We start from the raw sequence: 12456 nt of genomic DNA on the forward strand, positions 1-12456 counted from the left end.
CATAGCACTGCGGCCATGGCACACGCATAGCACGAACGCTTCGTCGCCAACCGGATATGCTGCAGCAATTTCCCAGGAGGACTGGATGCAGAGGAGGGTCAGTGACCTGTAACGCGGGAGCTGGCAACCGGCTCAGAACCGGCTGTTAATGGGAGTTTCCGCTGGAGCGTTGACGCTTGAATGGGGCATCATACAGTTTTTTGGAGAAAAGACAAGCTATTTTTGCAACCGTAGCGCATCCGCGAAAAGAATTTCGCGTCCCGTTACTGCAATTTTCCCTCCTTGAAATACTTCCGGACCTGGCGCCATGGCCAGGTCCGGAAGCAGGACGGCAACTATTTAGGCACCGGAGCGGGCTCGGCCTGCAACCCCCAACCACCCGGCCGGCGGCCAGGACGCCCTTTACACTCGGCACGGTGCATGCGGTGCAGCCTGTGCATCAGCTCTGCGGTTTTCTTCTGTTCCGGAGTCAGTAGCGCATGAATACGGCTTTGGGTCCGGGCCCGATTGATGAGCAGCTCGGTGCGGATATCGGCTTCCTTTTTCGCCAGGCCACGCAGAGCCTTTTCATCGAAGGACTGCGGCGCCTGGGCCTGCCGCAGCTCCTGGCGAACCGTCCGCAGTTGCTCTTGCAGGGGCTCGGCCTGTTGGCGGCCGGCCTTGAACAGCTGTTCCATATCCGCCTGCTGCTTTTCAGTCAACTCCAGCACCTCGGCCATGCGCTGCCAATGGCGCCCTGCACCCGGTTGCCGGTCGGCTCGGCGGGCCATGCGCGGCCCTTCGCACGATCCGCCCTTGCGCCACGGCTGGGCGCTGGCCGAAAACCCGACTCCCAATACCATGGCCCCAACCAGCAACGATGTGATAACGCGTTTTTTCATGACGATTCTCCTTTAGCTGGCGGCAGTCCCGGATTCCGGTCCCGCCGCGCGGTTTGCGAAGCTCCAGCCGCCTGGCAACATGTTGGTTGTGCCCCTCTCTCGAGGCTGACGGCCAACCATGGTTATTCTTTTACCCCATGAATATGCAGGAAAAATGGAAGAAATAAGGAAAACCGCGAGCATGCTGCGCCAACGGTGGCGCCGGGCGGAAAAGATATGGTACTAGATAGACAGGCGCGGGACCTTCTTGAACCCGCATGATTCGGAGCCGCCATGTTCCTCAGTATCAGAAACCGCTTGTTCCTGGCCTTTCTGCTGGCGACCTGCAGTGTCGTGGCCAGCATGTATTTCATCATGAAGGCCAGCTTTGACCGCAGCCTGCTGCGCTACGTGGATACGGTGGAAGGGGAACGCCTGGAACGGCTGGCGGACTCCCTGGAAGGCGCCTACCGCCAGCATGGCAGCTGGGATTTTCTGCGCGACGATCCCGTCACCTGGCTGCAGTTGGTGGCGGCTTCGCGCCCCGACCGGCGGATGCCGCCCCACCATCGGGAACAGCTCGAACGCTGGCTGGCCGAGCGGCCGCCGCGCGACTTTCGGCCGCCCCCCGGCCTTCCGCGCCGCATGCGGCAGATGTTCGAATGGCGGGTGGTTCTCCTGGACGAAAAGCGCCAGGTGCTGTTCGGTGGACCGGAGGCGCCGCCCCTCAAATATCGGCCTTTGCTCCTGAACCATCGCACCATCGGGTACCTGGGCGTGACACCGCCGCGCATCATCATCGACGTCCACCAGCAGCGCTTCGCCGAGGAACAGCGCCGCTCCAGCGCCCTTATCGCATTGTTGGTGGCCGCTGCGGCCGCCCTGCTGTCCCTGCCCCTGTCCCGGCGCCTGGTGCAACGCATCACCGTTCTGGCCAACGCAACCCATGGGTTGGCCGCCGGAGCTTACGAGATCCGGGTACCGGTCACCAGTGCCGACGAATTGGGCCAACTGGCCCGGGATTTCAATGCCCTGGCCGACACCCTGGCCCGCAACGAAAAGTTGCGCCGGCGCTGGGTGGCCGACATCTCCCATGAACTGCGCACCCCGCTGGCGGTCCTGCGCGGCGAACTGGAGGCGGTCCAGGATGGCGTGCGGGAAGTGACGCCGCAAACCATCGAGACCCTGCATGGCGAGGTCATGCGCCTTGGTCGATTGATCAACGACCTGTACGAACTGTCCCTGGCGGACATCGGCGGTCTAAATTACCGCAAACAGCCGGTGGATCTGGCTCGAATTCTGACGCAGGCAGTCGATTCGTTTCAAACCGAAATCGGGGCCCGCCAACTGCAGCTGGATTGCGACCTTCCGGCACAGCCGGTCATGGTGCAGGCCGATGCCGAACGCCTGCATCAGCTATTTGCCAATCTGCTCGAGAATTCCTTGCGCTATACCGATCCCGGCGGCAGCCTGCGCATCACGCTGACCACCGGCGAGGGACGGGCGGTGATTGATTTCCAGGATTCCGCCCCCGGTGTCGCCGACATGGATTTGAGCCGCCTGTTCGAACGCCTGTATCGAGTCGAATCTTCGCGCAGTCGGGCCCATGGCGGTGCCGGCCTGGGCCTGGCCCTCTGTCAGAGCATCGTTGAGGCGCACCAAGGCAGCATCGTCCCCCGCCACTCACCCTTGGGTGGATTGTGGCTCAGCGTCGACCTGCCAGTGCTAAAATCCACCGGATGAACGGACCGAGGTCCGTTCAATCAACGACGAGGTTGATAGTATGGAACAGGTGATTTTGATCGTGGAGGATGAAGAGCGTCTGGCGGGGTTGCTGCGCGATTATCTGGCACAGGCGGGTTTCGGCAGCCACTGCATGACCGATGGCCGGGAGGTGGTCGGCTGGGTGCGCGAGCGGCAACCGTCACTGATTCTCCTCGACCTCATGCTGCCCGGTCGGGATGGCATGGAAATCTGCAAGGAGATTCGCTCCTTTTCCACCGTCCCCATCATCATGGTCACGGCCCGCATCGAAGAGATCGATCGCCTGCTCGGCCTGGAGCTGGGCGCCGACGACTATATCTGCAAGCCCTACAGCCCCCGCGAAGTGGTGGCCCGGGTAAAAGCCGTGCTGCGCCGCACCGACGGCCGCCAAGGCCTGCGGGCCGCCGGCCTGTGCCTGGCCGAAGAGACCCTGGGCGCCACCCTGAACGGCCAGGAACTGTCCCTGACGGCGGTGGAATTCAAGTTGCTGCAGCACCTGGCGGCGCATCCCGGGCGGATTTTCTCCCGGGACCAGCTCATGGAACGCATTTACGCCGACCAGCGCATCGTCTGCGATCGCACCATTGACAGCCACATCAAAAAACTGCGCAAGAAGATCCAGACCATCGCCCCGGAAACCGACCTCATCCGTTCCGTTTACGGGGTCGGCTACAAATTCGAACCGAGCGACTGAACAACAACCGCGCTCTCTCCACTTTTATCCGTTACAGCCGAATTTCGATATCGGCATTCTTTTGCAGACTTTCAGCCCATTCGTTGATGGCCTCTTCGCGCTTGGCCTCCATCAACTGCCTGCGGATTTCCTCCCGGACACTGTCGAAGCTGCGCATCTCTCCGGCACTGCGCTCGTCGACTCGCAGTATATGAAAGCCGAGACTGGTCTCGATCACCTCCGAGTACTGGCCGGCAGCCAGATTGTCGACCGCCGTGCTGAAAGGCGGGGTCAGGGTTCCAGGGGTAAAGGTGCCCATGTCGCCGCCCTCGATGTTGGGATCGGCAGCGTTCAGGCGCTCCAGCAACTGCTGAGGAGTTTCGCCGCTCCGCAGGCGCTGCAGGGCCTCCTCGGCCTTGGCGCGCACCGCCCCGATGCGGGCGGGCCCGGCATCGCTCGGCAGGTTGAAGGTAATCCGGCTGAGGCGCTTATAGGGTGCGGTGCGGTATTGATCCTGATGGGCCTGGTAGTAATCGCGCAATTCCTGGTTGGTCACTTCGATTTTGCGCCGGATTTCCCGGTTCACCAACTTGAAGTTCAGCAACTGGCTGCGCATCTGCTCTCGGTAAGCCTGGAAGCTCAGTCCCTGAGCGGCCAGAGCCTGCTCGAGTTGCGGGCGGTCGATGTTGTTCTGCCGCTGCACATCTTCGATGGCCTGGCTGACCTCTTCATCCGTCACCTCAATCCCCAGAGCGGCGACCCGCTGCTGAATCAGGGTGTCCTCGATCATCTTCTGCAGCAGTTGCCGACGCAAAGCCGGCAGTTGTTCGGCGGCAGGCTCTCGATCCGGCGGCGCCTGCGCCAACAGCTCCCGCATTTCCCGATCCAGCTGAGCGGTGGTAATGATTTCCTGGTTGACGATGGCGGCAATCCGGCTAACGGTTTCGGCCGACAAGGGGTAAGTGCCCAGCAGTACCAGGGCGGCAACCATGACCAGAATTCGTTTCATAAGGCGCGTCCTCAAAAGGGGAGAAATAGTCCGATGCGATTCCGGGTTCCGCTACCGGTTCGGCAAAAGCGTTACCTTCCCGGCCGGAAGGCGAAACGGTAACACGCTAAAATAGGCTGTGCAACGCTTTTTTGGCTTCGGCCAGAAGGGTCTCGCCAGGCTGTCGTCCGAGGCGGACGGCCAACCGGTAATCGGGAGAAAAATGATATTTTTTGGCATCCTGGGCCAACAGGGCGACCATCTTTTCTGCTGCCGCCGGCGTATCTTCCCGGAAGGCGAAGATTAGGTTGCTGCCGTCGAAATCCGCGGTGACGATGCGCAACTGCTTCATCAGGACCCGCAAAGACATGAGCTCCAGCAACCGCAGGGTCGGCTCCGGCAGCGCACCGAAGCGATCGGCCAACTCGTCGGCCAGATCATCGAGGGTCTGCTGCTCGTCGGCCGCTGCCAACTGCTTGTAAAACACCAGCCGCTGGTTGGGATCGGGCAGATATTTTTCGGGCAGGAAAGCCGACAGGCCGAGGCGGATTTCGGGATCTATGCGATTTTCCCGTTCCTGGCCCTTGAGCTCGGCGATGGTCTCTTCCAGCAACTCGGTGTACAACTCGAAACCGATGGCGGCAATTTGTCCCGATTGCTTGGGCCCGAGGAGATCTCCGGCGCCGCGCAGTTCCAGGTCATGGCTGGCAATGCGGAAACCGGCGCCGAGTTCGGTCAGTTCCTGCAGTACCCGCAATCGCTCCCGGGCCTCGTGGGTCAGGGTGCCTTCTCCGGGAATCAACAGATAGGCATAGGCCCGCTGGTGTGACCGGCCGACCCGGCCGCGCAACTGATAGAGCTGGGACAGGCCGAAACAGTCGGCGCGATTCACGATGATGGTATTGGCCCGCGGGATGTCGAGGCCGTTCTCGATGATGGTGCTGCACACCAGCACGTTGCTGCGCCCTTCGACAAAATCGAGCATCACCTGTTCGAGGTCTTTTTCCGGCATCTGACCATGACCGACGGCGATTTTGGCCTCCGGCACCAGTTGCCGCAGAAATTCGGCCATGGCATCGATGTTCTGCACCCGGTTATGGACGAAAAAAACCTGGCCGCCGCGCCGTAATTCGCGCAGGATCGCCTCCCTCACCAGGTCGTCGTCGAAGCGCGTCACATAGGTCCGGATCGCCTGCCGATCCACCGGCGGCGTATCGATTACCGACAGGTCGCGCAATCCCAGCAAACCCATATGCAGGGTGCGGGGGATGGGTGTGGCGGTCAGGGTCAGCAGATCCACCTCGGCCCGCAGCTTTTTCAACCGCTCCTTGTGAGTCACGCCGAACCGCTGCTCTTCGTCGACAATCAGCAGACCCAGGTCGCGAAACCGCACATCGCGCTGCAACAGGCGGTGGGTACCGATGAGGACATCGACCTTGCCCTCCGCGGCCCGCTGCAGAATCCGTTTCTGCTCGCCGGTGGTGACCAGGCGCGACAGCATTTCCACGGTAACGGGGAGATTGCTGAAACGCTCGCGGAAGGTTTGACAGTGCTGCCGGGCCAGCAGGGTGGTGGGCACCAGAACCGCCACCTGCTTGCCGTCCAGCACCGCCTTCAGCGCGGCGCGGATGGCCACCTCGGTCTTGCCGTAACCGACATCGCCGCAGATCAGGCGGTCCATGGCTTGCGGCGACTGCATGTCCGCCAACACCTCGTTGATGGCCGCGAGCTGGTCGGGGGTCTCCTCGTAAGGGAAGGCGGCCTCGAATTCCCGGAACAGTGCGTCGGGCGGCGAATAGACAAAGCCTTCGTGCATCTGCCGCCGCGCGTAGATCTGCAGCAGATCGCGGGCCAGTTCCTCCACCGCCGCCCTGGCACGCAGCTTGGCTTTTTCCCAGGCCCCGCCGCCCATGCGATCGAGGCGCGGCGTCTGGCCTTCGGCGCCGACATACTTCTGCACCTTTTCGATGCGGTCCACCGGCAGGTACAGCCGGTCTCCCCCGGCATATTCCAGGTGCAGAAAATCCCCTTCGACGCCCTGCAGTTCCAGATGCAGCAGACCCTGAAAGCGGCCGATGCCGTGATCCGTATGCACCACCAGGTCGCCATCCCGCAGTTCTGCCAGGGAGGAAAGCCGCGCTCGCGCCCGGGCCTCGGCGGTGGCGCTGCGTCGACGGGCGCGAGGACCGAAGATCTCCTCTTCGGTAATGACCGCCAGACGCTCCTCGGGCAACCGGAATCCCGCCGACAGATCGCCCAAGGCAATGACCGCCTGGCCCGGGGCCAGGGAGGCAAGACGGGCCGCCGGCTCGACGGGCAGGTTCAGACCGCGGCCCAGGAACAAATCCTGGAGACGGGCTGCCTGTCCCGGCTGATGACAAACCAATAGCAAACGCCAGCCTTCCTGCTGCCAGGCCCGGAACGCCGCGGCCAGACGGGCTGCCGGGCCGCCTTCGGCCGGATGTTTATCGGCACGCAGGTCGGCATTGGCTTCGCTGCGAAAAACCAGCACCGGACGCTCGGAGAGATGGTAGAGGCGCAGGGAGAGCACATCGATACGCGGCCGGCACGCCAGCTGCGCCTCGAACTCCCGGGCGGAAAGGTAAAGGGCCGCACCCGGCAGGTAGAGCTCGCCACGGTCGGCCATGCGACCCTCGCCGGTGACCACTTCCCCTTCCAGACGATCCATCTCCTGCTCGATGGCGGGCGGATCGAGGAACAGCCAACGCCCCTCGGGCACATAGTCGAAAATACTGTCCAGGGCCCCGTAGCAGAGGGGCATCAGAAAGCAGTGCCCGGGAGCCAGCAAGCCGTCCCGGGCCTCTTCGAGAATGGCATCGCGCTGGGCACGGGGCAGACCGAGTTGGTCGGCCCGCTCTTTCAGGCCGTGAGCGAAAGTTTCCAGGGTTGCGCCGGACAGCAGCATTTCGCGGGCCGGCAGCAATGGCAATTGCGCCAGGGCGGTCTCGGCCGAGCGCTGGGTGGCGGCATCGAAGGGCCGGATGCGTTCCAGCAGGTCGCCGAAAAAATCCAGGCGCAAGGGCTGCGGTTGGCTGGGAGGAAACAGATCGAGGAGATCGCCACGAACGGCGAAGGTGCCCGGATCCTCCACCAGGGGCACGGCATGGTATCCCATCTCCACCAGTTGCCGCAGCAAGGCATCGCGGTCATATTCCTCGCCGCTCTGCAGAACCTGCAGGTGTTCGGCCAGTACCCGGCGTGGCATGACCCGCTGCAGCGCGGCGCCGACCGTAAGCACCACGGCGTCAACCTGGCCGGTCGCGGCGGCAGCCAGAGTCGCCAGCCGGGTGGCCTCAACTTCGGGATGCGGCAGCAGGGCTTCATAGGGACGCAACTCCCAATGGGGCAGCAGGTGGATGGCCGCGCCGGGGCCGGCGAAAAAAGCCAGGTCGGCGGCAAACCGATCGGCCTGTTTCTGATCCGGGGCCAGCACGATGAGGGGACCGGGACCGGCGCCAAGCAGCCGTGCCGCCAGAAAAGCACCGCAACTGCCCGTCAGACCATGGACTTCGGCCCGTGGCAGCGGAGTGACGGCGGCGGCAAAATCGCTGCTGAGAGGATACAGTTCGGATGTGGATGGCGCAGTGGTCATGGGCAAAAAAAGTGGGGGCACACCTGGGTGCCCCCGCTCATCGAGAATTTGGCAGTTCAGTCACGCGGTACCGCCAGCATGCGGTCCAAGGCCACCCGCGCCCGACGGGCAACATCCTCGGGCACCACGATGCGCGGAGCCAGGGTTTCCAGGCTCCGCAGGACATCTTCCAGGGTAATGTCCTTCATGGTCGGGCAACGCAGCAGGGAGTTGGGCAGAATGAATTCCTTGTCCGGATTTTCCTTGCGCAGGCGGTAAAGGATCCCCATTTCCGTGCCGAGAATAAACTTTCGCACCGGACTGTTGCGCACAAAGTCGATCATACCGCTGGTCGACGCGACATGGTCGGCCATTCGCAGGATTTGCGGACGACACTCGGGGTGAGCCAGAAACAGGGCGTCAGGGTGGGCCTCCTTGGCCGCCAGTACGTCCTCTTCCGGCAACTGGTCGTGAAAGGGGCAATAACCTTCCCAAAAATGGCATTTTTTATCCGTATGGGCGGCGATATAGCGCCCCAGGTTGCGATCCGGAACCAGAATGACTTCGTCCTCGGCCAGGGAGTTGACCACTCGCACCGCATTGGCGCTGGTACAGCAGATGTCGCTCTCGGCCTTGACGGCGGCGCTGGTGTTGACATAGCTGACCACCGGCCGCCCGGGAAGCCGGGCTTTCATGGCGCGCAACTGGTCCGCCGTCACCATGTCGGCCATGGGGCAACCGGCATCGGGCCGCGGCAGCAGAACGGTTTTTTCCGGAGCGAGAATGGCCGCGCTTTCCGCCATGAAGTGCACCCCGCACAGCACGATCACCTGCCGTTCGGTGCGCGCCGCTTCCATGGCCATGGCCAGGGAGTCTCCGGCCACATGGGCGATTTCCTGGATCTCGTCGCGCTGGTAGAAATGGGCCATGAGCAGGGCGTTGCGCTCCTCTGCCAACTGGCGAATTTGCTGTTTGAGCTGTTGCTGGTTCATGATCAGGTCTTCCTCCGGAGGATAAACGCTGTTATAAGTGGCCGAGATGATAGTGCAAAAGGCCTTATTTGTCAAACCGTTATCCCGCTCCCCGGGCTTGACAGAGGCGCCGATTCCCGCTATGGTTGACCGCTATGACAAATTTATCCATTACCACAAGGTGTTACCATGTTTAATCTTGGCCCCACGGAACTGCTGCTGATCCTGGCCCTGGCGCTGATTGTGCTGGGCCCCCGGCGTCTCCCGGAACTGGCCCGGGCTTTAGGCAAGGGCCTGGCCGAGTTCAAACGCGCCACCCGGGAAATCCACGACGATGCAACCACGGAGGTGCCGCCCGCCGCATCGGACCGGACCCTACCGAACTGCGACCAGGACCAGGGCGAGAACCGCAAAGGTGACGATTTGCCGTCCTGCGATGGCTGACCTGTCCCTCACCGGCCACCTCGAGGAACTGCGAAGACGCCTCCTGGTCTGCGCGTGCACCTGGCTGTCCGGTTTCGCCGTCTGCTATGCCTTCGCCCGGCCCCTGTTTCACATGCTGGCGGCACCGCTGCTGGCGGCCCTGCCCCGTCATCGTGAACTGGTGTTCATACACGCCACCGAGCCCTTCGTCACCTATCTCAAAGTCGCGGCCCTGGGCGGCGCGATTCTGGCACTGCCGGTGATCCTGTGGCAGGCCTGGGCCTTCGTGGTACCGGCCTTGGAAGGACGGGAGCGCCGGCATGCCCTGCCTTTCGTCCTGGCCAGTTGCTGCTGTTTCGGCCTCGGCGTGTGGTTCGGCTTCGGCTATGTTTTCCCCCAGATTTTCCGTTTCCTCATCGGTTACGGAACCGTGACCGGGGAAATCCAACCGATGCTCTCCATGGCTTCCTACCTGTCCCTGTCCTGCCAATTGCTGACCGCTTTCGGCCTGGTCTTCGAACTGCCCATCGTGGTATATTTTCTCGCCCGGATGGGGATAATCGACCATCGCTGGCTCGCCGCCCGGCGCCGCTATGCCCTGTTGGCGGCATTCATCGTTGGCGGCGTGCTGTCGCCGCCCGACATCGTTTCCCAGACCGCCCTGGCCATTCCTTTCATGGTGCTTTACGAGATCGGCATCCTGGTGGCACGGTTTCTGGTCCGCCCGCAGGACCAAACCTCGCCGCTGTGAACTGGGACAACCCGAGACAAACCAGAAGGGGTTCATGGTTGGAATGTTGAGAAAATGACACCTGCCCTGGAAATCCAACATCTGCAAAAGCGTTTCGGGACTACGGTGGCGGTGCGGGATCTGTCCCTGACCATCGCCCCGGGGGAGATTTTCGGGCTGTTGGGACCCAACGGCGCGGGCAAAAGTACCACCATCAACATGATCAGCGGCGTCTGCCGCATCGACCACGGCACGGTCAAAATCTTCGGGCACGACAACCGCCATGACTACCGCACCACGCGGCGCATCACCGGCGTCATGCACCAGGAAATCGTCACCGACAACTTTTTCACCATCGACCGGGCGCTGAAGATCCACGCCGGCTTCTACGGCGTGCCGCGCGACGAAATCTGGCGCCAATTGCTCATTGAAAGACTTGGCCTGGGACCGCATCTGCACAAACCCATGAACAAGCTTTCCGGCGGCATGAAACGGCGCTTCATGGTCGCCAAGGCCCTGATCCACAAACCGCGGCTCCTGATCCTGGACGAACCGACGGCCGGTGTCGACGTCGAATTGCGCCGCGCCCTCTGGCAGTTCGTCCGGGAAATCAACCGGGAAGGAACCACCATCCTGCTGACGACCCACTACCTGGAAGAAGCCGAGCAGATGTGCGACCGTATCGCCATCATGAACCGGGGCGACCTGGTGGCCCTGGATCGGACCAAACAGTTGCTGGCCCGCATCCAACAACGCCAGGTGATCGTGCATCTGGCAACGCCCCTGTCCAAGCCGCCCGCGGAATTGACCGATTTTGGAGCGACTCTGCGGGAAAACGGCCAAACCCTGTGCCTTGAACTGCCCAAGGAGGGCGGCATCGGCGCCCTGTTACCCAAATTGTGCGGCCTGGGCCTGCCGGTTCGCGATCTGGAAATGCCGCGGCCGGGACTGGAGGAGGTCTTCATCACCTTGACCGGCTCTCAGCAGCGGTCCGACCCCGGAGGCCGTCAATGATCGCGCCATTGCGCCAACCGCCAAGCTTCGTACCCTGGCTGCCCTTCATCACTCTGTTGAAAAAGGAGGTCCTGCGATTCCTGCGGGTTTCCTTTCAAACGCTGTTGGCGCCCATTGTCACCGCCTCATTGTATCTGTTCGTGTTCGGCGCCACCCTCGGCGAGCGCCTTTCAGTGGTTGAAGGGTTCAGTTATGCCCAGTTCGTAGTGCCCGGCCTGGTGCTCATGGGAGTCATCAGCAACAGTTTCGCCAACACCTCGTCGTCGGTGTTCATTTCCCGTTATCTCGGCAACTTCGTCGATCTGTTGGTCACACCCATCACCGGCTGGCAGTTCATCCTGGCCTATACCCTGGCGGCCATGCTGCGCGGCTTGCTGGTCGGGTCCGCCGTCTGGGGCATTTCCACCCTGTTCGTCGACCTGCCTTGGAGCCATCCCCTCGCCGCCCTGCTGATGGCGGCCATGGCCAGTTTCCTGTTCGCCCAATTCGGCCTGATTGCCGCCATCCATGCCAACACCATGGATGCCCTTTCCATGTTCAACAACTTCCTGATCCTGCCCCTCATCTACCTGGGCGGAGTCTTCTATCCCGTCTCCATTCTGCCGCCCCTGTGGGCCCGCTTGTCCCGTTTCAATCCGCTGCTGTATCTCATCGACGGCTTTCGCCAGGCCATTCTCGGCGTCGGGGATGTGCCCCTGCTGCAAGCCTTTGCCGTTACCAGCCTGCTGGCCCTGACCCTGTTCGGTTGGGCGGCATTGCTCATCGGTCGCGGCTACAAACTGCGTACCTGACCAACCCTGTCTGCCAGGGCCAGGGGGGTTATCCGGTCCGCACCTCGCTCTTTTGCCACCGCTATGTATACTGGGGATAGCTGCCGGCATGGCAGCACCGCGTCCGGCCCCGGACGCGACACCCGCCGGGGGAGGAATTGACCAACGGATACATAGGAGGGACGCATGGATCTGATGGCCGTTTACAGTCGCATGACCGCCGCCCACACCTACGTCATCGTCCGCGATATCGACGAGGGCAGCTATATGCTCATGATTGACGATGAACCCTACAGCGAAGGTGGCCAGACCTTTCTCGGCACCTTCTACGCCATCAACCAACTTATGGAAACGCTTATTGCCGCCGAAGATCTGGCAACCCTGCCCTGAGGGCGACGGGCCTCTTGCTGCAAAAGTATCATTTTTCATTAAAAATTAAAAAATTCTCTTGCATTTCCATTCTCGAGAGCGGAAAATGAGCGTCGTCTACTCTGATAGCCGTCGCTGTCGCCTCTTTTTTGCTCCTCGGGGAGTCCGGCCCGCATTCCGGGAGTCCGGCATGGATCGCACGCCCTTTGTCGCACTGCTCATCATCGCCATGGTGGTCGCCTTTTGCCTGCTGGTCAACCATGTCTGGGCTCGCCTGGCATGTTCGCCCCTGATGAGCTGTT

At 62.1% G+C, this 12456-nt stretch carries 11 protein-coding genes; 7 read left to right on the forward strand and 4 right to left on the reverse strand.

Features of this window, described 5'->3' with window-relative positions:
• Positions 1-335: 335 nt before the first annotated feature.
• Positions 336-881, reverse strand: coding sequence for a Spy/CpxP family protein refolding chaperone (locus tag JQN68_RS12525; RefSeq protein ID WP_225072463.1), 546 nt, complete (start codon positions 879-881; stop codon positions 336-338).
• Positions 882-1154: 273 nt separating this feature from the next.
• On the opposite strand from JQN68_RS12525, the gene JQN68_RS12530 reads away from it, so the two are divergent.
• Both JQN68_RS12530 and JQN68_RS12535 read left to right on the forward strand, forming a co-directional pair.
• Positions 1155-2603 carry an ATP-binding protein gene (locus JQN68_RS12530; protein WP_225072464.1) on the forward strand — a complete coding sequence of 483 codons (1449 nt, stop codon included), beginning with the start codon at positions 1155-1157 and terminating at the stop codon, positions 2601-2603.
• A gap of 40 nt (positions 2604-2643) precedes the next feature.
• Positions 2644-3318, forward strand: coding sequence for a response regulator (locus JQN68_RS12535; RefSeq protein WP_225072465.1), 675 nt, complete (start codon positions 2644-2646; stop codon positions 3316-3318).
• A gap of 31 nt (positions 3319-3349) precedes the next feature.
• Here the strand turns inward: JQN68_RS12535 and JQN68_RS12540 are convergent, their stop codons facing one another.
• The 3 genes from JQN68_RS12540 to nadA all read right to left on the reverse strand — a co-directional run bounded on the left by JQN68_RS12540 (position 3350) and on the right by nadA (position 8869).
• Positions 3350-4306, reverse strand: a complete 957-nt coding sequence (locus JQN68_RS12540) for a SurA N-terminal domain-containing protein (protein WP_225072466.1) — start codon at positions 4304-4306, stop codon at positions 3350-3352.
• A gap of 106 nt (positions 4307-4412) precedes the next feature.
• Positions 4413-7919, reverse strand: coding sequence for a transcription-repair coupling factor (gene mfd, locus JQN68_RS12545; protein WP_249621222.1), 3507 nt, complete (start codon positions 7917-7919; stop codon positions 4413-4415).
• Positions 7920-7954: 35 nt separating this feature from the next.
• Positions 7955-8869 carry a quinolinate synthase NadA gene (gene nadA / locus JQN68_RS12550; RefSeq protein ID WP_249621223.1) on the reverse strand — a complete coding sequence of 305 codons (915 nt, stop codon included), beginning with the start codon at positions 8867-8869 and terminating at the stop codon, positions 7955-7957.
• A 168-nt stretch (positions 8870-9037) separates the two neighbouring features.
• Here nadA and JQN68_RS12555 point away from each other — a divergent pair, with 168 nt between their 5' ends.
• The 5 genes from JQN68_RS12555 to JQN68_RS12575 all read left to right on the forward strand — a co-directional run bounded on the left by JQN68_RS12555 (position 9038) and on the right by JQN68_RS12575 (position 12175).
• Positions 9038-9292 (forward strand): twin-arginine translocase TatA/TatE family subunit, encoded by a 255-nt coding sequence (locus tag JQN68_RS12555; RefSeq protein ID WP_225072469.1) that lies wholly within the window; start codon positions 9038-9040, stop codon positions 9290-9292.
• A complete protein-coding gene (gene tatC, locus JQN68_RS12560; RefSeq protein ID WP_225072470.1) occupies positions 9285-10022 on the forward strand; it encodes a twin-arginine translocase subunit TatC in 738 nt (245 codons plus the stop codon). Before JQN68_RS12555 ends, tatC begins: the two co-directional genes overlap by 8 nt.
• Before the next feature lie 54 nt (positions 10023-10076).
• Positions 10077-11015, forward strand: a complete 939-nt coding sequence (locus JQN68_RS12565) for an ABC transporter ATP-binding protein (protein ID WP_225072471.1) — start codon at positions 10077-10079, stop codon at positions 11013-11015.
• On the forward strand, positions 11012-11806 hold the full coding sequence (locus JQN68_RS12570; protein ID WP_249621224.1) for an ABC transporter permease: 795 nt from the start codon (positions 11012-11014) through the stop codon (positions 11804-11806). Before JQN68_RS12565 ends, JQN68_RS12570 begins: the two co-directional genes overlap by 4 nt.
• A gap of 165 nt (positions 11807-11971) precedes the next feature.
• A complete protein-coding gene (locus tag JQN68_RS12575; protein WP_225072473.1) occupies positions 11972-12175 on the forward strand; it encodes a hypothetical protein in 204 nt (67 codons plus the stop codon).
• Positions 12176-12456: the final 281 nt, after the last annotated feature.

The sequence above is a fragment of the Desulfuromonas sp. CSMB_57 genome (genome assembly GCF_020194955.2).
Lineage (GTDB): Bacteria > Desulfobacterota > Desulfuromonadia > Desulfuromonadales > Syntrophotaleaceae > JAFCIY02.

Coding starts and splice junctions, on each gene's coding strand:
- JQN68_RS12575 (WP_225072473.1), top strand. CDS start 11,972: ATGGATCTGATGGCCGTTTACAGTCGCATGACCGCCGCCCACACCTAC.
- JQN68_RS12535 (WP_225072465.1), top strand. CDS start 2,644: ATGGAACAGGTGATTTTGATCGTGGAGGATGAAGAGCGTCTGGCGGGG.
- JQN68_RS12555 (WP_225072469.1), top strand. CDS start 9,038: ATGTTTAATCTTGGCCCCACGGAACTGCTGCTGATCCTGGCCCTGGCG.
- JQN68_RS12525 (WP_225072463.1), bottom strand. CDS start 881: ATGAAAAAACGCGTTATCACATCGTTGCTGGTTGGGGCCATGGTATTG.
- JQN68_RS12530 (WP_225072464.1), top strand. CDS start 1,155: ATGTTCCTCAGTATCAGAAACCGCTTGTTCCTGGCCTTTCTGCTGGCG.
- JQN68_RS12565 (WP_225072471.1), top strand. CDS start 10,077: ATGACACCTGCCCTGGAAATCCAACATCTGCAAAAGCGTTTCGGGACT.
- JQN68_RS12540 (WP_225072466.1), bottom strand. CDS start 4,306: ATGAAACGAATTCTGGTCATGGTTGCCGCCCTGGTACTGCTGGGCACT.
- JQN68_RS12570 (WP_249621224.1), top strand. CDS start 11,012: ATGATCGCGCCATTGCGCCAACCGCCAAGCTTCGTACCCTGGCTGCCC.
- tatC (WP_225072470.1), top strand. CDS start 9,285: ATGGCTGACCTGTCCCTCACCGGCCACCTCGAGGAACTGCGAAGACGC.
- nadA (WP_249621223.1), bottom strand. CDS start 8,869: ATGAACCAGCAACAGCTCAAACAGCAAATTCGCCAGTTGGCAGAGGAG.